17 protein-coding genes are annotated in these 19,282 nt (G+C 73.0%); 2 read left to right on the forward strand and 15 right to left on the reverse strand.

Features of this window, described 5'->3' with window-relative positions:
• Nucleotides 1–48: 48 nt before the first annotated feature.
• From ACFU6K_RS07265 to ACFU6K_RS07315, 11 genes are all read right to left on the reverse strand, one after another.
• Complete coding sequence (locus ACFU6K_RS07265; protein WP_380661399.1) at nucleotides 49–840, reverse strand: ABC transporter permease; 792 nt, start codon at nucleotides 838–840, stop codon at nucleotides 49–51.
• Nucleotides 837–1,808 (reverse strand): ATP-binding cassette domain-containing protein, encoded by a 972-nt coding sequence (locus tag ACFU6K_RS07270; protein ID WP_380661401.1) that lies wholly within the window; start codon nucleotides 1,806–1,808, stop codon nucleotides 837–839. The genes ACFU6K_RS07265 and ACFU6K_RS07270 overlap by 4 nt, the downstream gene beginning before the upstream one ends.
• A complete protein-coding gene (locus ACFU6K_RS07275; RefSeq protein ID WP_380661402.1) occupies nucleotides 1,808–2,647 on the reverse strand; it encodes a DUF4097 domain-containing protein in 840 nt (279 codons plus the stop codon). The genes ACFU6K_RS07270 and ACFU6K_RS07275 overlap by 1 nt, the downstream gene beginning before the upstream one ends.
• Before the next feature lie 108 nt (nucleotides 2,648–2,755).
• Complete coding sequence (locus tag ACFU6K_RS07280) at nucleotides 2,756–3,328, reverse strand: toxin-antitoxin system HicB family antitoxin (protein ID WP_380661404.1); 573 nt, start codon at nucleotides 3,326–3,328, stop codon at nucleotides 2,756–2,758.
• 177 nt (nucleotides 3,329–3,505) lie between these two features.
• Complete coding sequence (locus ACFU6K_RS07285) at nucleotides 3,506–4,546, reverse strand: adenosine deaminase (protein ID WP_380661417.1); 1,041 nt, start codon at nucleotides 4,544–4,546, stop codon at nucleotides 3,506–3,508.
• Nucleotides 4,547–4,681: 135 nt separating this feature from the next.
• A complete protein-coding gene (locus tag ACFU6K_RS07290; protein ID WP_380661405.1) occupies nucleotides 4,682–5,977 on the reverse strand; it encodes a DUF445 domain-containing protein in 1,296 nt (431 codons plus the stop codon).
• Nucleotides 5,978–6,068: 91 nt separating this feature from the next.
• Nucleotides 6,069–7,364 (reverse strand): nucleotide sugar dehydrogenase, encoded by a 1,296-nt coding sequence (locus tag ACFU6K_RS07295; RefSeq protein ID WP_074005141.1) that lies wholly within the window; start codon nucleotides 7,362–7,364, stop codon nucleotides 6,069–6,071.
• 2 nt (nucleotides 7,365–7,366) lie between these two features.
• A complete protein-coding gene (locus tag ACFU6K_RS07300; RefSeq protein WP_380661406.1) occupies nucleotides 7,367–8,608 on the reverse strand; it encodes a glycosyltransferase family 2 protein in 1,242 nt (413 codons plus the stop codon).
• 163 nt (nucleotides 8,609–8,771) lie between these two features.
• On the reverse strand, nucleotides 8,772–9,734 hold the full coding sequence (locus ACFU6K_RS07305) for an ATP-binding cassette domain-containing protein (protein WP_380661407.1): 963 nt from the start codon (nucleotides 9,732–9,734) through the stop codon (nucleotides 8,772–8,774).
• Between the two features lie 29 nt (nucleotides 9,735–9,763).
• Nucleotides 9,764–10,660, reverse strand: a complete 897-nt coding sequence (locus tag ACFU6K_RS07310; protein WP_380661408.1) for an ABC transporter permease — start codon at nucleotides 10,658–10,660, stop codon at nucleotides 9,764–9,766.
• A complete protein-coding gene (locus ACFU6K_RS07315; RefSeq protein WP_380661409.1) occupies nucleotides 10,653–11,450 on the reverse strand; it encodes an ABC transporter permease in 798 nt (265 codons plus the stop codon). Before ACFU6K_RS07315 ends, ACFU6K_RS07310 begins: the two co-directional genes overlap by 8 nt.
• Before the next feature lie 272 nt (nucleotides 11,451–11,722).
• Between ACFU6K_RS07315 and ACFU6K_RS07320 the strand changes: the two genes are divergently transcribed.
• Entirely contained in the window at nucleotides 11,723–14,068 is a 2,346-nt protein-coding gene (locus tag ACFU6K_RS07320) for a transglycosylase domain-containing protein (protein ID WP_380661410.1), read from the forward strand.
• A 19-nt stretch (nucleotides 14,069–14,087) separates the two neighbouring features.
• Here ACFU6K_RS07320 and ACFU6K_RS07325 read toward each other — a convergent pair whose 3' ends face one another.
• From ACFU6K_RS07325 to ACFU6K_RS07335, 3 genes are all read right to left on the reverse strand, one after another.
• Nucleotides 14,088–15,257 carry a winged helix DNA-binding domain-containing protein gene (locus ACFU6K_RS07325; protein ID WP_380661411.1) on the reverse strand — a complete coding sequence of 390 codons (1,170 nt, stop codon included), beginning with the start codon at nucleotides 15,255–15,257 and terminating at the stop codon, nucleotides 14,088–14,090.
• Nucleotides 15,258–15,406: 149 nt separating this feature from the next.
• Nucleotides 15,407–15,709, reverse strand: a complete 303-nt coding sequence (locus tag ACFU6K_RS07330; RefSeq protein WP_079136310.1) for a co-chaperone GroES — start codon at nucleotides 15,707–15,709, stop codon at nucleotides 15,407–15,409.
• 204 nt (nucleotides 15,710–15,913) lie between these two features.
• Nucleotides 15,914–16,255, reverse strand: coding sequence for a DUF3618 domain-containing protein (locus ACFU6K_RS07335; RefSeq protein ID WP_380661412.1), 342 nt, complete (start codon nucleotides 16,253–16,255; stop codon nucleotides 15,914–15,916).
• Nucleotides 16,256–16,421: 166 nt separating this feature from the next.
• Between ACFU6K_RS07335 and bcp the strand changes: the two genes are divergently transcribed.
• Nucleotides 16,422–16,895, forward strand: a complete 474-nt coding sequence (bcp, locus tag ACFU6K_RS07340; protein ID WP_380661414.1) for a thioredoxin-dependent thiol peroxidase — start codon at nucleotides 16,422–16,424, stop codon at nucleotides 16,893–16,895.
• Nucleotides 16,896–16,982: 87 nt separating this feature from the next.
• Here the strand turns inward: bcp and ACFU6K_RS07345 are convergent.
• A partial coding sequence (locus ACFU6K_RS07345) for a chitinase C-terminal domain-containing protein (RefSeq protein ID WP_380661415.1) occupies nucleotides 16,983–19,282 on the reverse strand: 2,300 nt, incomplete at its 5' end.

The following is a 19,282-nucleotide window of genomic DNA, read 5'->3' on the forward strand; positions in this document are numbered from 1 at the left end:
GTCCGGGCCGCCTGGTCCTGGTCACCCGCCCCACCGGCCGTACCCCCGTCACCGCCGGTAGAAGACGCTCCGCGACCAGAAGTAGCCGACCAGCGTCAGCGCGGTGCACCAGGCGAGGGCGCTCCAGGCGCTGGTGCCGATCCCGGTGCCCAGCAGCAGCCCGCGCAGGGTCTCGATCATGGGGGTGAAGGGCTGGTACTCGGCGAACCAGCGCAGCGCCGTGGGCATGGAGTCGGTCGGCACGATGGCGCTGCCGATGAAGGGCAGGAACTGCAGCGGCATCGGCATGTTGCTGGCGCTCTCGACCGTCTTGGCCACCAGGCCGATGCCGGCCGATATCCAGGTCAGGGCGATGGTGAGGAAGAGCAGCAGCCCTGCCGCGGCCAGCCACTCCACTGGTCCGGCGTTGGGCCGGAAGCCCATCGCGAGGGCCGTGCCGACCACCAGAACCAGCCCGATCATGGTCTGGATGACGCTGCCGACCACGTGCCCCGCCAGGAAGGCGGAGCGCGAGATGGCCATCGTGCGGAAGCGGTTGACGATGCCCTCGGTCATGTCGGTGCAGATGCCGATCGCGGTGACCAGCGACCCGGACGTGGCCGCCATCAGCACGATGCCGGGCGTGACGTAGTCGATGTAGTGGCCGCCGCCGATGCCGGCGCCCAGCGTGCTGCCGTAGGCGTAGTTGAAGAGCAACAGCATCATGACCGGCATCACCACGACCGCGAAGGTCAGGGACGGGTACCGCAGCGCGTGCTTGAGGTTGCGGCGCAGCATGGTCAGCGAGTCGCCGAGCGCGTAGCCGGCCGTACTGGTGGCCGTACGCGTGGCCGTGGTCATCGCGTGCCCTCCCCGGTCAGTTGAAGGAACACGTCGTCCAGGTCGGCCGTCTCCACGACCAGCGACTCGGCCTGCACGGACGCGTTGTCGAGGGCGTCCAGCACGGCCTTCACGGTGAGGACGGAGTTGTCCCCCGGGATCTCCAGCCGCAGCGCCTCGGTGTCGGCCGTGGCGTACGGGAACAGGGCGGCGGCGGTGGCCAGCGAGCCGGCGTCCGTGAACTGGAGCCGGATCCGCCCGCCGGGGGCGTACCGCTTCAGCTCCTCGGCCGTGCCCTCGGCGACGATCCGGCCGCCGTCCAGGACGGCTATCCGGTCGGCGAGTTGGTCGGCCTCCTCCAGGTACTGGGTGGTGAGGAAGATCGTCACCCCCTGGTCGGCGACCAGGCTCCGGATGATCTCCCACGTGGTGCGCCGGCTGCGCGGGTCCAGCCCGGTGGTCGGCTCGTCCAGGAAGATCACCTTCGGGTCCCCGACGAGCGTCATCGCGAGGTCGAGCTTGCGCCGCATGCCGCCGGAGAAGGTGGTGACGGCCTTCCGCGAGGCCTCGGTGAGGTCGAAGCGCCGCAGCAGCTCCTCGGCCCGCCTCCGCCCCTCCCGACGGCGGAGGTGGTTGAGGTCGGCCATCAGCAGCAGGTTCTCCTCGGCGGTGAGCAGGTTGTCCACCGCGGAGAACTGGCCCGTCACCCCGATCGCCTTCCGCACCCCGTCGGCCTCGCGCTCCACGTCGTGCCCGGCCACCCGGGCCGAGCCGCCGTCGGCGGGGATCAGGGTGGAGAGGATCTGCACGGTGGTGGTCTTGCCGGCGCCGTTGGGCCCGAGCAGGGCGAACACGCTGCCCGCCGGGATCTCCAGGTCGATGCCCCGCAGGACCGCCTTGTCCCCGTAGGACTTGGTGAGTCCGGTCGCCGAGACCGCCGGGAGCGAACGGACGGTCGCGGTCGCCGGGACCGCCGCGGTCGCCGCCATCACGCCCTCCGGACGATGACGTTGCCGACCTGGGTGCGGCCGCGGACCTCGACCGTCTCCACCGCGTCGCCCGGGCCCTTGGTGGGGCCGAGGTCGTTGCGGACGCCGCCGACCTTGCTGTGCACGTCGAGCCAGGCCGCGGTGCCCTCCGCGATGCCGACCTCCACGTCCCCCACGCTGGTCTGCAGGGTGACCTGGCCGCGGACCACCCGGCCGACCCGGATGTGGCCGTGCGCCGACTTGGCGGTCACGTTCCCCTCGGCCTGGCCGACGTGGATCCGCCCGTTGGAGGCGTTGGCGTGCAGCTCGCCGCGGACCTCCTCGATCTCGGTGTCGCCGCTGCTGTTCTTGACCGTCAGCCGGCCGCCGACGGAGCCGATCTCGATCCGGCCGGCTCCGGAGACCTCGGCGTCCCAGGCCGTCCCGCCGAGCCGGATGTCCCCGAAGCCGCTGTCGAGCCGGGCGCTGTCGGCGTGCTCGACCTGGATCCGGCCGAGCGAGGTCTTCAGCCGGCAGGCGCCGAGCGGCCCCTCGGTGACGAACTCGGCCATCGGGGACTCGCTGTGGACCTCGGAGCCGACCGGCAGCTCGACCAGGACCTCGACCGCGCCCTTCTTGCCGCTGAAGACGGAGCGCTGCTTGGGGGCCTTGATGCCGAGCCTGCCCCCGGAGAAGTCGACCTGGGTCTGCTCGGCGGCCTTGACGTCCGCCTCCTTGGCCGGGTTGGCGGGCCGGACCTCGACCACGGCGTCGGTGCGCTTGCTCGCCTTGATCCAGACCGAGCCGATGTCGAACTCGAGGATGGCGGAGATCGGTCCGTCGGTCTCGTACGTAGGCATGGCTGTCCCGTCCTCTTGACTCGTGTGGGTGTTCCCGCTGGTCGGAGCGGGGGTGACGTCGAAGGTGCAGAAGGTGGTGCGGGAGGTGCTGCGGGCGCTGCGGAGCCGTCAGTGGACCCAGCCGGTGAAACCCTGGCCGCCGATGCTGCGGGCGACCCGGCTGCCCGGGTCGGCCACCGGCCGGCGGGCCGGCTCACCGCCCTCCAGGGCGCCGGCCAGGGCCCGGACCAGCCAGGCGTTGAGCGAGAGGCCGGCCTCGACGGCGGCCTCCTCCGCCCGGGCCTTGAGGTGGGCGGGCAGCCGGAGGTTGATCCGGGCGGTGCCCGTCTCGTCCGACTCCGGCACCACCGAAGGTGCCACCGGTGCCACCACGGGCGGCACGACTGGTGCCACCGGCGCCGACGGTGGCGCCATGTCGCCGTGGAAGGCGTCCGATCCGGGCGGCGCCGTCACCACGAACTCCGGGTCGAGTCCGCGCAGGCGCACGTCCACCGAGCCGGGGGCGAGGTCGCGGGTGACTTCGCCCATGGCCGCCGACAGCGCGTTGAGCAGGGTGAGCCGCACGGCCGACTCCAGCGGGAGCGTCAGCCGCTCGGCCAGCGCGCGGGCTTCGTCCCCACCGGTGGCGGCGGCCACCGCGAGCTCGTTCCGGAGGTTTTCCACATATGGCGTGAGGTCCATGGCCGTAAGCATGGCACAGCGATGGCGCCATGTCGAGCATTAATGGCGCCACTGTGGCACCATCACCCGAACGGAGGTGGCACCGCCCGGCACCGGAGAACGGAACCGCCCCGCCGACCCCCGGGGCTCAGGGGGTCGACGGGGCGGTTCACCAGGGGAAACGCGTCAGCGGGAGGGTCAGGCCTGGCGCCAGCCGGCGAGGTAGGCGTCGATCTCCCCGGCCAGCCGGGTCTTGCCCGCCCGGTCCAGGAAGGAGGCCTCGACGGCGTTGCGGGCCAGCCCCGCCACCCCGGCCTCGTCCAGGCCCAGCAGCCGCGCCGCCACCGCGTACTCGGTGTTGAGGTCGGTACCGAACATCGGCGGGTCGTCGCTGTTGACCGTCACCAGCAGTCCGGCCTCCACCATCCGCTTGATCGGGTGGTCCTCGATCCGCTCCACGGCCCGGGTGGCGATGTTGGAGGTCGGGCAGACCTCCAGCGGGATGCGGTGCTCGCCCAGGTGGTCGAGCAGCGCCGGGTCCTTCACCGCCTGGGTGCCGTGCCCGATGCGCTCGGCGCCGAGCACCCGGATCGCGTCCCAGACCGTCTCCGGCCCGGTGGTCTCGCCCGCGTGCGGCACGCTGTGCAGGCCGGCCGCCCGGGCCCGGTCGAAGTACGGCTTGAACTGCGGGCGCGGCACGCCGATCTCCGGGCCGCCCAGGCCGAAGCTGACCAGGCCCTCGGGGCCCAGCTCGGTGGCCAGCCGGGCGGTCACCTCGGCGGACTCGAGACCGGCCTCGCCCGGGATGTCGAAGCACCAGCGCAGCACCACGCCGAGCTCCTTCTCGGCGCGCAGCCGGGCGTCCTCGATCGCCTCCATGAAGGCGACCTCGGGGATGCCCCGGCGGACCGAGGAGTACGGGGTGATGGTCAGCTCGGCGTACCGGATGTTCTGCCGGGCCATGTCCTCGGCCACCCCGTAGGTGAGCGCGCGGACGTCCTCGGCGTCCCGGACCAGGTCCACCACGCTCAGGTAGACCTCGATGAAGTGCGCGAAGTCGGTGAAGGTGAAGTACTCGGCGAGCGCCGCCGGGTCGGTCGGCACCTTGGAGTTCCCGGCGTGCCGGGCGGCCAGCTCCGCGACGACGCGCGGCGAGGCCGAGCCGACGTGGTGGACGTGCAGCTCCGCCTTGGGCATCCCGGCGATGAACGCCTCGATGCTCCGGTCGGTGGAGCCGATCGGGCTGGTGTGGGGGACGATCCGACTTCCGTCCGGCTGGACCACGGTGGTTCCCTTCTTCCTTCTCCGTGCCTCTACGCGCGTATCGCGAAGTTCGGCCCAGGATAGGCCCACGCCGGGACCGCCGTCCCCGGATCACCCCCCGAGCGCGACCGCCGCGGTGTGGATCAGCAGCCCGGCCAGGGCGCCGACCACGGTGCCGTTGATCCGGATGAACTGGAGGTCGCGACCGACGTTGGCCTCGATCTTGCGGGAGGCGTCGTCGGCGTCCCAGCCCGCCACCGTCTCGGAGATCAGCGAGGTGATCTCGGTGCGGTAGGTGTCGACCAGGTACTGGGCGGCGTCCTGGAGCCAGCCGTCCACCTTGGCCTGGAGCTTGGGCTCGGTGGCCAGGCGCTCGCCGAAGCCGCGCACGCCGTCGCGGATTCGCCGGCGCAGTTCGCTGTCCTCGTCCTCGGCCGCGCCCATCACCAGGGTGCGCACGGCCGCCCAGGTGGAGTTGATCAGGTCCTGCACCTCGGGGCGGGCGAGCAGCTCGCCCTTGGCCCGCTCGACCCGGGCGATGGTCTCCGGGTCGGTCTGCAGCTCGGTCGCGAAGTCGGCGAGGAAGTTGTCGATCGCGCCGCGGGCCGGGTGGTCCGGGTCGTCCCTGATCTCGGTGACGAAGCGCATCAGCTCCTTGTAGACCCGCTCGCCGACCTGGTGGTCGATGAACTTCGGCGTCCAGCCCGGGGTCTTCTGGGTGACCTTCCGGACCACCTCCTCGTGGTTGGTGGTCAGCCAGCCGTGCGCCCGGACGGCGACCAGGTCCACCACCCCGTGGTGCCCGCCGTCCGCGACCACCTTGCCGAGCATCCGGCCCATCGGCTCGGCCACCGAGGTGGCCGCGGCCCGCCTGGTCACCGCCTCGGCGACCACCGCCCGCACGTCGTCGTCGCGGAGCACCGCGAGCAGCCCGCGCAGCGCCGCCGAGGCCTCCTTGGTGACCCGCTCGGCGCTGCCCGGCGCGGCGAGCCACTCGCCCAGCCGGCGGCCGATGCCGAGCGCCGCCAGGCGGCCGCGGACCACGTGGCCGGAGAGGAAGTTCTCGCCGACGAAGTCGCCGAGCGAGCGGCCGAAGGCGTCCTTCTTGGTCGGGATGATCGCGGTGTGCGGGATCGGCAGGCCGAACGGCCGGCGGAACAGCGCGGTCACCGCGAACCAGTCGGCCAGCGCGCCGACCATGCCCGCTTCGGCGGCGGCCGCCACGTACCCCGCCCAGGGGCCGGCGCCGGCCGCCCTGGCCCAGGTGGCCAGGGCGAAGACCAGGGTCGCGAAGGCCAGCAGGCCGGTCGCGATGGTCTTCATCCGGCGGACGCCGCGTCTCTTCTCCTCGTCGGCCGCGGTGAACCGGACTCCGTGGCCGGTCCCGCTGAAGGCATCGTCACTCACCCCGCCAGTCTGCCCGTTGCCCGGCGCGGACGGGGGCGCGCATCGCGATCACACGCCCCGGGGGCCCTCACGCGCCGGGTGGGACAGGGCCTCACTCCCCGCCCAGCACCATCCGCCGGACCTCCGCGCCCGCCCAGCGCTTCGGGTCCGTGCACCGCCGCCCGTCCAGCAGCACCCGCACCCCCGGCAGGTCCACCGGCGCCAGGTCCCGGTACTCCGGGTGGTCCGCCTGCAGCACCGCCGCCACCACCGGCTCCCCGCCGTACGGCGGCAGCCCGAGCGCCGCCAACTCCTCCGCCTCGTACAGCGGGTCGCTGACGTACGGCCGCGCGCCCGCCGACCGCACCGCCTCGACCAGCGGGAACACCCCGGAGTACGCCGTCTCCTTGACCCCGCCCCGGTACGAGGCGCCGAGCACCAGCACGCCCTGCCCGGCGATCCCGCCCGGCACCGCGCCCGCCAGCACGCCCACCGCGTACCCCGGCACCGCCAGGTTGGCCTCGCGCGCCGCCCGGACCACCGTCGCCCCCGGGTCGTTCCACAGGTACAGCCGCGGGTACACCGGGATGCAGTGCCCGCCGACCGCGATGCCCGGCCGGTGCAGGTGGCTGTACGGCTGCGAGTTGCAGGCGTCGGCGATCTCCGCGAAGTCCACCCCGACCTCGTCCGCGTAGCGGGCGAACTGGTTGGCCAGCGCGATGTTCACGTCCCGGTACGTGGTCTCGGCGAGCTTGCTGAACTCGGCCGCCTCCACCGAGGCCAGCTCCCAGACGCCGTTGGGGCGGGGCAGGTCCGGGCGCGGGTCGAAGTCCAGCACCGCCCGGTAGAACTCGGCGCCGCGCCGGGTGGAGGAGGCGTCCAGGCCGCCGACCAGCTTGGGGTAGCGCCGCAGGTCGGCGAAGACCCGTCCGGTGCGGACCCGCTCCGGGCTGAACACCAGCGCGAAGTCCGTCCCGGCCGCGAGCCCCGACCGGGCCGACAGCCGCGGCGCCCAGCGCTCCCTGGTGGTGCCGACCGGCAGGGTCGTCTCGTAGCTGACCAGGGTGCCCCGGCGCAGCCCGGCCGCGACGGCGTCGGTGGCCGCGTCCAGCAGGGCGAAGTCCGGGCTGCCGTCGGCGGCGGTGACCAACGGGACGACCACGACCACGGCCTCGGCCCGGGCGACCGCGGCCGTGGTGTCGGTGGTGGCCCGCAGCAGGCCCTCGGCGACGACCCGCTTGAGCGCCTGGTCCAGGCCCGCCTCCCGGGGGAACGGCGGCACGCCCCGGTTGACGCTGTCCACCACGCCCGGCGCGATGTCCGCGCCGGTCACCCGGTGGCCCTTCAGCGCGAACTGCACCGCCAGTGGCAGGCCCAGCTTGCCCAGCCCGACCACGCAGACGTCCAGGCTCATCCCCGTCCTCCGTTCACCGAGTCGGCCAGCCGGCGCCACGCCGGGTTCCTCCGCAGCCCGCGCCGCACCTGCTCCGGGACGAGCCCGCGCCACAGCTGCCGCGCCAGGTCCAGCGGCCGGGCGGCCGCCTCGACCTCCGCCTCCGCCGCCGCCTCCTCGCGCAGCAGGAACAGCTCGTCCGGCAGGCCGAGCCGGGCGTCCCGGAACGCCGGGTAGCCCGCGTACTGCCGCCGCCCGTCCACCACCACCGGCGGATCGCCGTGCGCCGCCTCGTAGCGGACCTGGTCGCGCAGCGCCTCCGGCCGTACCGCGCACGCGAGTTCGAGCCGCACCCGCTCGGCGACCGGCAGCCGGTGGTACACCTCGCGGGCGCCGAACCGCTCGACCAGCCGGGCGGTCTCGACGCACACCCGCTCCTGCGTGTCCGCGGTCAGCAGCAGGAAGCCCTCCCGCAGCAGCCGCGGCACGTCCCAGCCGAAGCTGCGGGCCCGGATGGCGTCCAACTCCTCGCCCGGCTCGGCCAGTTCGACGGCCACCTGCTGCAGCGCGGCGATCCCGCGCAGCCGGTCCAGCACCCCGGCCCGCTCGGTGACGTTGCCCCGGTCCTCGCGCAGCACCAGGAAGTAGCAGTCGTAGGAGGCGAGGACGGACACCCTGGCCGCCCGCAGGCAGGCCTCCAGGGTGAACGGCTGGTCCGAGAAGACCTTCAACCCCTCGTCGCGGCGCAGCCCGTGGCGCCGGACGTGGTCGAGCCGGAACAGCTTGGTGTCGGCCAGCGCCCAGGCCAGCGCGGAGTCGGCGAAGCCCACCGACTCGGCGTCGGCGTGGAAGATCCCCTGCGGCACCAGCCGCCCGTTCACCCCGACCTGCTTGGGCACGACCACGTCCGAGCCCCAGGCGTCGGCGGCCGTGACCAGCCGCTCCAGCGCCTCCTCGCCGAGCCAGTCGTCCGCGCCGAGGAACAGCACGTAGCGGCCGCGGGCCAGCTCCAGGCCGCGGTTGGTCGGGCCCGCCGGGCCGCCCGAGTTGGACTGGTGCACCACCGTGAACAGTCCGGGGTGGCGGGCGGCGTACTCGTCCAGCAGCTCCCCGCCGCCGTCCGTGGAGCCGTCGTCCACCGCCACCACCTCCAGCCGCCCCGGCGCCAGGGACTGCCCGACCAGCGAGTCCAGGCAGGCGGTGAGGTACGGCATGGTGTTGTAGACCGCGACCACCACGGTCACGTCGGGTACGGCCATCGGGTGGCGGGCCTCCGGTTCCGGACATCGGCGAGTGATGCCGGGTCAACTCGCAGTGGGGGCCGGGGGTCACGATGATCACCCACACCGGTGACGCGGAACCGAACGCGCCCCCGGCCGTCGCGCGGGTGAGCGAGGACCGGGAGGGCGCCCCCGAGGACCGTCAGCCGATCGCGACCTCCGCGTACATCCGGGCGATCACGTCCTCGATGGCCGGCTCGCGCACCGACAGGTCCACCAGCGGGTAGCGCGCGGCGACCGCCGCCACGATCGGCGCGGCGCTCTCCTGGGCCGGGAACGCCAGCCACTGGCGCGGCCCCTCGACCCTGGTGACCCGGGCCCCGGGCACCTCGACCGGGTGCCCGAGTTCCTGCGCGAGGTCCACCACCAGCGTCCGCTCGCTGCGGCCGGTGGCGTGCAGGCCCTCCAGCCCGCCGTCGTACACCACCCGGCCGTGGTCGATCACCATCACCCGGCCGCAGAGCTGCTCGATGTCGGTCAGGTCGTGGGTGGTGAGCAGCACGGTGGTGCCCCGGTCCCGGTTGACCTCGCGCAGGAACTCGCGCACCCGGCCCTTGCTGACCACGTCCAGGCCGATGGTCGGCTCGTCCAGGTAGAGCACCCGGGGGTCGTGCAGCAGCGCCGCCGCGAGGTCGCCGCGCATCCGCTGGCCGAGCGAGAGCTGGCGCACCGGGGTGTCCAGCAGCCCGCCGAGGTCGAGCAGTTCGACGCAGCGGTCGAGGTTCTCCCGGTACCGGGCGTCGGGGATCCGGTAGATCCGGCGGGCGAGCTCGAAGGAGTCGCGCAGCGGCAGGTCCCACCAGAGGGTGGTGCGCTGGCCGAAGACGACGCCGATCCGGCGGGCCAGCGCGACGCGCTCCCGGGCCGGGTCGACCCCGGCCACCCGCAGCCGTCCGGAGCTGGGGACGAGGATGCCGGTGAGCATCTTGATGGTGGTGGACTTGCCGGCCCCGTTGGGCCCGATGTAGCCGACGCACTCGCCGGCCTCGACGGTGAAGCTGAGCCCGTCCACCGCGCGGACCTCGCGCCTGGCCCGGCTGAACCGGCCGGTGCGGGTCCGTACGGTGAAGCTGCGGTGGACGTCCTGGAGTTCGATCAGTGCCATGGGGTTCCTCACGAAGCGAAGCGGGGGGTTCAGCTGCCGGTGCCGCGGTAGGCGCGCAGCCCGGCCCGCCAGGCGAGTCCGGCGGCGAGGACGCAGACCGCGGCGGCCACCGGGGAGGCGAACTGGAAGGCGGTGGGCAGGCCGAGCGGGTCGGGCCGGTCGAGGATGCGCAGCGTGGGCAGCCAGTTGACGAAGGCCAGCGGGACGCCGAAGACCACTCCGGCGACCAGCTCCTTGGCGAAGATCGTCGGCGGGTAGTGCAGCAGGGTCGCGCCGCCGTAGGTGAAGGAGTTCTGGATCTCCTTGGACTCGCCCCACCAGAACTGGACGGTGGCGCCGCCGACGTAGACCGCGCCGAAGATGACGGTGCCGCAGAGCAGCAGGACGGGCACCAGCAGCACCCGGTCCCAGGTCCAGTGCACGTCCAGGGCGGTCAGCGACCAGACCAGCACGGCGACGGCCTGGAGCGGGCGGCCGAGCCGGCGCAGCGTGAAGCGTTCCGCGCACAGCTGGGAGAGCGCGGGCGCGGGCCGGATCAGCATGGTGTCCAGCGAGCCGCTCCTGATCCGCGCGCCCAGGCCCTCGGCCGAGCCGACCAGCAGGTTGGCGGCGCCGAGCGAGAAGGTCGCGGTGGCGTACAGGAAGGCGGTCTCCGGCAGGCTCCAGCCGCCGAGCCGGTCGGTGTGCCGGAACATGATCACCAGCACCACGAAGTCGAGGGAGTGGGTGACCAGGCTGGCCACCAGGTTCAGAGCGAAGGACGCCCGGTAGGCCATCATCGAGCGCATCCACATCCGGGCGCAGAGCCACCAGGAGCGCAGCGCCCAGGCGGCGCGGGGCCCGAGGGGTTCGCGGGGCCCGAAGGACTCCCGGTGCCCGAGGGAGTCGCGGGGCCCGGAGGACTCCCGTACGAGCTGCTCAGCCACCCTGCACCACCACCTTGCGGGTGGCCAGCCACTGGGCGCCCCGCCCGGCGGCGAGCAGCACCGCCGCCCAGCCGAGCTGGAAGCCGAGCGCCCCGAGCAGGGCGGTGCCGCCGGTCCGCTCCAGGAAGACGTCGGTGGGGACGTTCACCAGCGCCGACCAGGGCAGCACCCGGCCGAGTTCGCCGAGCCAACCGGGGAACAGCGCGACCGGCAGCAGCATCCCGGAGAAGAACATCGAGACCACCAGCATCACCGAGCGCACCCCCTCCGAGTCGTGCAGCCAGAAGCCGGTGATCGAGACCAGGAACCGCAGCCCGAAGCTGACGACCACCGCGAGCAGCGCCGAGAGCAGGAAGAACGCCCAGGTCAGCGGGTGTTCGGGCAGCCGGATGCGGAACACCAGCGCGCCGATCAGCATCGGCACGGTGCCGCGCACCAGCGCCTGGAAGCCGGCCCGGCCGAGGTCGGAGGCCAGCCACCAGCCCTGGAAGTCGACCGGGCGGTAGAGGTCGACGGCGATGTCGCCGCTGCGGAAGCGGTCCTGGAGGTCGTCCTGGAAGCCGCCGCCCCACACCGCGACGGTGACCAGCAGGCTCTGGCTGACCCAGATGTACGTGACGGCCTGGCTCTGGTCGTAGCCGCCGAGGCCGGGGCGGGCCTGCCAGAGGGCGAGGAAGGAGGAGGCCAGGATGATGCCGAAGACGGTGTTGGTGAAGGTGCCGGCCACGGTGGCGGCCCGGTAGGTGGAGTAGCGGCGGAAGGCGCCGCGGGCGACGGCGGCGTAGAGCATATTGTCTCCTTGTCGACAAATGTGGGCAGAGGGAGGCGCCCCTCGACCTCCGCGCACGCCCCAGCGGCTCCGACCGGCCGTACCCGGGGGGTGCCGGGCCTGGCGGGCGGAGCTGCGGAAGTCGATGCGCCGGGAAGCCGGCGCACCGGAAGGCCAGTGCGCCGAAAGTCGGTGCGCTATGCGGTTTTCACCTTTCACCGTACCTCCGGGCCGCACCACCCGCACCCGGTTTTTCCCACCTGAGCCGACGTCAAATAGCAGATAATCTCGGCATGACCTTGAGCACCCGCCGCCAGGCCAAACGGGCCGCCCGCCGCGAGGCCCGCCGCGCCCTCCCGCTCTGGCGCCGGCTCCTGCCCACCTGGCGGATCACCCTCGGCACCCTCACCGCGCTGCTCCTGCTCGCCGCCGGCGGCTTCGCCGTGCTCTACGTCATCGTCCCGGTGCCCGACCCCAACGCCCACGCCGTCGCCCAGAACAACATCTACCTCTACGCCGACGGCACCACCGAGATCGCCCGCACCGGCGCCGTCAACCGCACCGACGTCACCATCGACCAGATCCCGCTCCCGACCCAGCAGGCCGTCGTCTCCGCCGAGGACCGCACCTTCTACCAGAACCGCGGCGTCGACCTGAAGGGCATGCTCCGGGCCGGCTGGAACACCCTGCTCGGCAAGGGCATGCAGGGCGGCTCCACCATCACCCAGCAGTACGTCAAGAACTACTACCTCACCCAGGACCGGACCATCGAGCGCAAGGGCCGCGAACTGCTCATCGCCCTCAAGGTCGACCAGCAGCGCGACAAGCGCGAGATCCTCGCCGGCTACCTCAACAGCAGCTACTTCGGCCGCGGCGCCTACGGCATCCAGAGCGCCGCCCACGCCTACTACGGCGTCGACGTCTCCCAACTCACCGTCGGCCAGGGCGCCTACCTCGCCTCCCTGCTCCAGGCCCCCAGCCTCTACGACGTCAGGACCGCCACCCCCGCCAACCGCGAGAAGGCCCTCGCCCGCTGGAACTACGCCCTCGACGGCATGGTCCAACTCGGCTTCCTCACCCCCGCCGACCGCGCCGCCACCACCTTCCCCGACCCGATCGACCCCCAGCCCGCCACCGGCCTCGCCGGCCAGGCCGGCTACCTGGTCGGCGTCGCCGACGACTACCTCGTCTCCTCCGGCACCATCGACGCCGCCACCCTCAAGGCCGGCGGCTGGCGCATCACCACCACCTTCGACAAGCCCCGGCAGGACGCCTTCGCCAAGGCCGTCCAGGAACAGCTCACCGGCGAACTCGACCCCCAGGCCCGCCCCGCCACCGACACCGACGTCCGGGTCGCCGGCGCCTCCGTCGAACCCGCCACCGGCCGCGTCGTCGCCGTCTACGGCGGCCCCGACTACGCCAAGCAGCCCTACAACGACGCGCTGCGCCAGGACAACCAGATCGGCTCCACCTTCAAACCCATCGACCTCGCCGCCGGTCTGGTCGCCCAGCACGACCTCGACGGCCACCCGATCACCACCGAGTCGCGCTACGACGGCACCAGCGAACGCCCCGTCACCGGCGGCCCCACCCCCTACGCCCCGCCCAACGAGGACGGCGTCGACTACGGCAGCATCACCCTGCGCTACGCCATGGTGAAGTCCGTCAACTCCGTGTACGCGCAGGAGGGCGTGGACGCCGGACTCGCCCGCGTCCGGGAGACCGCCGTCAAACTCGGCATCCCCGACAGCGTCCGCGGCATGGACCCGGCCAACACCTCGATGACCCTCGGCACCGCCACCCCCAGCGCCCTCGACCTGGCCGGCGCCTACGCCACCCTCGCCGACCACGGCCAGGCGCACACCCCCTGGTCCGTCCTCAAACTCGAACGCGTCAACCCCGGCGGCGCCGTCGACGTCCCCAGGATGCCCGAACACAACCCCACCGACGCCCTCGACCGCGAGATCGCCGACTCCGTCACCGACGTGCTGCGCGACGTCATCAGCCCGCGCGGCACCGGCGCCGCCGCCCTCGACCTCGGCCGCCCGGCCGCCGGCAAGACCGGCACCACCGACTCCAACCTCTCCGCCTGGTTCGCCGGCTACACCCCCGAACTCGCCACCACCGTAGGCCTGTTCCGGGAGAACCCGAAGACCCACGCCAAGGAACCGCTGGCCGGCACCGCCGGACTCAGCCGGATCAACGGCGGCGCCTTCCCCACCCGGATCTGGACCGCCTACACCGCCGCCGCCCTCGACGGCACCCCCACCCAGGACTTCGACCTCCGGACCGGACACGGCGCCACCACCGCCACCCCCTGGCCCGGCGTGACCGCCGGCGCCAGCCCCAGCGCCACCACCCCGACCACCGCCCCGGCCACCGGCGGCGGACCCGCCACCACCGACCCGGCCCCCGGCACGCCCGCCGGCCACACGCCCAGCGCCCCCGCCGCCACCGGCCAGCCCCCCACCGGCCCCAACACCCCCAGCCCGCAGGCCACCAGGCCGACGACCACGGACCCGGAGCAGCCCAGCCCCACCCCGAAGCCCACCCTGGTCCAGCCGACCCGCCCCACCGCCCTGCCCAGCGCCACCGGCGGCCCCGCGAGCCACCCGGCGCCGCCGCCCCCGACGCCCTGAGTCCCTGATCAGCTCCCGGTCAGCCCCTGAGCTCCTTCTCCAGCGGGGTGCGGAACCGCGGCGTCACCCGCACCTCGCCCAGCCAGCCCGCCAAGCGCTCCGCCTCCGCCGCGACCGCCCGCTCCGCCTCCGCCCCGACCCCCCGGAACAGCCGCCACACCACCTCGCCGTCCGCGCGCTGCGTCCAGCCGCCCACCACCTCGCCGCACCACCACACCGTCGGCCCGGCGTTGCCCGCCCGGTCGAACAGCGCCGGCACGTCCTCCGGCCGCAGGTACCAGTCCCGCCCGCGCCAGCCCATCACCGCCGGGTCCAGCGCGGGCAGCAGCGCCGCCCACGGCTCCGGCTCGGCCGCCGGCCCCTCGTCCCCCGGCAGCACCAGGGCGGGCGCCCCGTCGGCCAACGCCACGTCCAGCGCCCCGAGATCGGCCAGCGCCCGGCGGACGTCCCCCAGCGTCCAGCCCGTCCACCACTTCACGTCCTCGACCGTCGCCGGCCCGTACGCCGCCAGCCAGCGCCGCACCACCTCGGCCTTCGCCTCCCGCACCGGCACCTCCGGCCACTGCGGCACCAGCGCCCACGGGTAGCTGCTGCTCAGCCACGACCCGCGCGGACGGCAGCGGCGCACGTGCCCGTCCGAGGCCAGCAGCCGCAGCAGCCGACTGCCCACGCTCTGCCGCGCCTCGTACGCCTTGCCCGCCGACATCAGCATCGTCTCGCGCAACTGCGGTACGTCCTCGGAGAGTTCCTTGGTCGTCGCCTCGCCGCGCCCGGCCAGCGCGGCCAGCACCTCGCGCTCCGCCTCCGCCAGCCGGGCCTCGTCCCAGCCCTCGGCGTGGTCCCGCAGGTGCTTCAGCAGCGTCGCCCGCTCCTTCGCCGCGATCGCCCGTGCCGCCGCCGAACTCACGTACGGGGCCAGGCCCTCCGTCACCGCGAAGATCGTCCGCCGCATCGACAGCAGCTTCACCAGCGAGACGTCCTCGTACAGCGCCCGGTCCACCTCCGCCGCCGAGGGCTCCGCCAGCCGCGCGCAGGCCGACAGGTACACCGTGGCCGCGTCCGTCGCGTGCAGCCCGACCACCGCGTCGGCCACGTCCTCCACCCGCGCCGCCCGCACCGACGGCACCAGCAGCTGACGCCGCCCCAGCCTGGCCCGACGCTCCCCGTCCCCGATCACCGGCACACTCATGCCGGGACCCTAGCGCGCACCACCGACAGCGCCCCCGATCCCCGCGCCGGGGCCCGCGGAGGAACCCCGTGTCGCGGGCTCCCGCCGCGAAAGCACGGTGCCCCCGACCGGAGTCGGGGGCACCACGGGGTACGAGGCGGATCAGACCGTCACAGGTACAGCCCGGTCGAGCCCTCCGTGTCGCCGAAGCGGGTGGCGGCGACGGCGTGCAGGTCGCGCTCGCGCAGCAGCACGTAGGTGGCGCCGCGGACCTCGACCTCCAGCTTGTCCTCCGGGTCGTACAGCACCCGGTCGCCGGGCTCCACCGAGCGCACGCTCTGGCCCACCGCGACGGCCTCCGCCCAGGTGCAGCGCTTGGACAGCTCCGCCGTGGCCGGGATCAGGATGCCGCCGGTCGAGCGGCGCTCGCCCTCACTGCCCTCGATCCGCACCAGCACGCGGTCGTGCAGCATCCGGATCGGCAGCTTCTCGCCGAGCCGGTCGTGGCGGGCGGGCTCCTGCGCGTCGTCGGAACGGGTCGGTTCGTGGTTCGTACTCACGGTCCCGAAGGTACCTCCCCCGGGCGCGGGGCGTGACGCTGGCCCGGTATGCGGAAGGCCTGGGCATGCGGAAGGCCGGGCACCCGTCGCGCCCGGCCCCTCCGTCCCGCGCTGCGCTCAGCCCTTGCGGCGCTTGCGCGCCGAGGCGACCAGCAGCACCAGGCCCACGCCGACCAGCGCGGCCGGGACGATCCGCTCGCGGCGCGGCTGCCCCTGCTCGTCCACGAACTGCGCCCGGACCTTCTCCACCACGCCGCTGGCGGCCACGTACGCCCGGGCGGTCTTCTCCTCGACGGCGGCCACCGCCTTGGCCTTGACCTGGGCGGAGACCGTGCTCGGGTGGACGCGGACGGCCAGCTCGTCCAGGGTCGACGCCAGCCGGTCACGCGTCCGCTCGATGTCCGCCTCGATCTGGGCGGTCGTCCGCGCCGACTTGTCCTGCGTGCTCGCCTCGCCCACTCGGGCCACCCCATTCACTCGCCGATGTCGTTCCGTCCGATCCGTGCGATCGGTGCGACTGACCCAGTGTGTCAGCTGCCGCACACGGTCGCGCGGCCCCACCCACCATCGGAGGTAAGTTTGCCGTGGTACGACCGCCCGTCCCAGCATCCAGGAGAGTACGACCGTGAGTGAGCGTCTCCAGCCCGGCGACACCGCGCCCGCCTTCAGCCTGTCCGACGCCGACGGCAACCAGGTGTCCCTCGCCGACCACGCGGGCCGCAAGGTCATCGTCTACTTCTACCCCGCCGCCCTGACCCCCGGCTGCACCAAGCAGGCCTGCGACTTCACCGACAACCTGGAGGTCCTCGCCGACGCCGGCTACGACGTCATCGGCATCTCCCCGGACAAGCCGGAGAAGCTCGGCAAGTTCCGCGAGGCCGAGAACCTCAAGGTCACCCTGCTGTCCGACCCGGACAAGGAGGTGCTGGAGGCGTACGGCGCCTTCGGCGAGAAGCAGAACTACGGCCGCACGTACCTGGGCGTGATCCGCTCCACGATCGTCGTGGACGAGCACGGCAAGGTCGAGCACGCGTTCTACAACGTGCGGGCCACCGGCCACGTCGCCAAGCTGCTGCGCGACCTCAAGGTCGGCGCCTAAGCACGGCCGGAACGACGAAGCGGTGGCGGCACACCCCCCGACCGGGTGCACCGCCACCGCCGTCCTCACCTCAGCGGACCGCCCTGATCAGCAGGTCCCGAGGTCGCTCCAGACGCCCCACGAGCCGCTGGCCGCGGGGTCGTCGCCCTTGGTCCACCACTTGTTCTGGTAGTAGTGCCCCTTCCACGAGACCTTGGTGGGGGTCGCGTAGGTGGTGCCGGCGTCCCAGGCCGGGGCGGCCGCGCAGGTGCCCGAGGTCGGGGTCGCGGTCGGGGTCGGCGTCCCGGTCGGGGTGGCCGTCGGCGTACCGGTCGGCGTGCCCGTGGGGGTCGGCGTCGGGGTGGCCGTCTGCGACGGCGTCGGGGTCGGGGTCGGCGTGCCGCCGTCCACCGCGCCGCGGGTCAGGTCGCCCTTGATCCCGTACAGCGTGCCGCCCACGTTGACCGTCCAGTTCGACGGCGTGGACACCGGCAGGTAGTAGACGAAGTCCATGTCGATCGAGGCGCCCGGCGCCAGCGACTGCCAGCCCGGCAGCTTGACCGACACCCGGTTGTAGGTGCCCTTCAGGCCGCCCACGTTGCCCGGGCCCGGGTTGTCCTGCTTGATGACCTGGAGGCCGAAGCCGGACTGGTCCTTGGCGTTGCCCGGGGCCGAGTTGCCGTAGTCGAACTGGAACTCGGTGCCGCCCGGCAGGGTCAGCGTCGAGTTGTTGACGATGTGCAGCTTCGGGTTGATCGGGTAGTTCGAGTCGCCCAGCGCGAAGTTGGTGAACGACACGTCGATCGGCAGGGTCTGCTGCGGCAGCGCGGTCGTCGAGCGGGTCGCACCGTACGGGGCCGCCGACTTGAACTTGTCGTACATCAGCGAGGTCAGCGTCGAACCGGGGACGTACTCGCCCTTGCCGCCGTTGGCGGCGGCGTCCCACTTGTAGTCGCCCGCGAGCTCCCAGATCATCGCGCCGCCGGCGCCCTGGTTGACGATGTAGTCCGCCTTGGCGCCCACCGACTGCTCGTCCTCGGTGGAGAGGAACACCTTCTTGGCGTCGTTCCACAGCCACGGCGCCACCAGGGCGGAGCTGTAGTTGCGGGTGTAGGTGCCCTGCAGCGCGGTGTCGGAGACGCCGTACTTGGCCAGGTAGTCGGGCAGGATGCCCTTCTCCAGGTTCTTGGCGTGCCACATCGGGTTCGACCCGGCCGGGGACTCCTTGCCCGCGTCGTCCTTGTCGTTCCAGATGTTGTCGATGCCGACCGCGCCGTCACCGCAGGCCGTCAGACCGGAGCCGGCCGGGCAGGTGGTCGCCGAGGCGGTGCCCCAGAGGCCGTTGGTGCCGCCCTGCACGTTCTTGAAGCCGCGGGTGTAGTACGGCAGGCCGACGTTGATCCGGCCGCCGGGCATCGAGCCGCGGAAGTAGTGGTACGACCAGTCGGCGTTCAGGTAGCCGATGCCGCCGTACTGCCCGGTGCCGTAGACGTTGGCGGCGGCCAGCTCGCCGTCCTTGCCGTCGTCGTACAGCGAGGCGTTCGGGCCGACGTACTTGTTCCAGGCGCCGTGCAGGTCGTACGACATGATGTTGACGTAGTCCAGGTACTTCGCCACCTGGAAGGTCTCCATGCCGCGCAGCAGGTAGCCGGAGGACGGGGCGGCGACCGACAGCAGGTAGTGCCTGCCGTCGGCGGCGCCGGCCTTGTCCAGGCTCTCGCGCAGGGTCTTCATCAGCGCCGCGTAACCCTTGGCCAGCGAGCCGCGCTTGGCGTTGGCGAGCTGCCAGTCCAGCGGGTTGCCGGCGTCCTTCATCGAGGTCGGGTACTCGTAGTCGACGTCGACGCCGTTGAAGCCGTACTTGCGGATGAAGTCGACCGAGGAGGCGGCGAAGGTGTCGATGCCGGCCTGGTTGACACTGCCGTCCGGGTTGACGGTCATCGAGTAGAAGCCGCCGGAGTTGACGCGCTTGCCGTCGTCCCCGAAGTAGCCGCCGGTCTCGGTCCAACCGCCCACCGAGATCAGGGTCTTGACGTTCGGGTACTGCTTCTTGAACTTCGTCAGCAGGTTGAAGTGGCCCTTGTACGGCAGGCTCGGGTCCAGCTCGGCACCGGGGACGCCGGGGAAGGAGATCCCGGTGGCCTCGTTGGTCGGGCCGTCGGTGCCGACCGAGAGCTTGTTGTCGCCGCCGACGTGGCCGAAGGCGTAGTTGAGGTGGGTGACCTTGTCCCAGGGGATGTCGGTCGCCAGGTACGGGGCGTCGCCGTTCTTGCCGGTGCGCCAGCCGGTGAAGTAGCCGATGATGCGGCGCTGGTGGTCCGCGCCCATCTTCTCGCGCCCGCTGGTGTCGTAGACGGAGCAGTACGGGACGTCCACCCCGGGGGTCTGGTACAGGCCGTCGGGCCGAC

This window comes from Kitasatospora sp. NPDC057512, assembly GCF_042802135.1.
Taxonomy (GTDB): Bacteria; Actinomycetota; Actinomycetes; order Streptomycetales; family Streptomycetaceae; genus Kitasatospora.

Bases quoted from the DNA above. Each gene is read 5' to 3' on its own strand.
- ACFU6K_RS07265 (WP_380661399.1), bottom strand. From the start codon at position 840: ATGACCACGGCCACGCGTACGGCCACCAGTACGGCCGGCTACGCGCTC.
- ACFU6K_RS07270 (WP_380661401.1), bottom strand. From the start codon at position 1,808: ATGGCGGCGACCGCGGCGGTCCCGGCGACCGCGACCGTCCGTTCGCTC.
- ACFU6K_RS07275 (WP_380661402.1), bottom strand. From the start codon at position 2,647: ATGCCTACGTACGAGACCGACGGACCGATCTCCGCCATCCTCGAGTTC.
- ACFU6K_RS07280 (WP_380661404.1), bottom strand. From the start codon at position 3,328: ATGGACCTCACGCCATATGTGGAAAACCTCCGGAACGAGCTCGCGGTG.
- ACFU6K_RS07300 (WP_380661406.1), bottom strand. From the start codon at position 8,608: ATGGCCGTACCCGACGTGACCGTGGTGGTCGCGGTCTACAACACCATG.
- ACFU6K_RS07305 (WP_380661407.1), bottom strand. From the start codon at position 9,734: ATGGCACTGATCGAACTCCAGGACGTCCACCGCAGCTTCACCGTACGG.
- ACFU6K_RS07315 (WP_380661409.1), bottom strand. From the start codon at position 11,450: ATGCTCTACGCCGCCGTCGCCCGCGGCGCCTTCCGCCGCTACTCCACC.
- ACFU6K_RS07320 (WP_380661410.1), top strand. From the start codon at position 11,723: ATGACCTTGAGCACCCGCCGCCAGGCCAAACGGGCCGCCCGCCGCGAG.
- ACFU6K_RS07325 (WP_380661411.1), bottom strand. From the start codon at position 15,257: ATGAGTGTGCCGGTGATCGGGGACGGGGAGCGTCGGGCCAGGCTGGGG.
- ACFU6K_RS07330 (WP_079136310.1), bottom strand. From the start codon at position 15,709: ATGCTGCACGACCGCGTGCTGGTGCGGATCGAGGGCAGTGAGGGCGAG.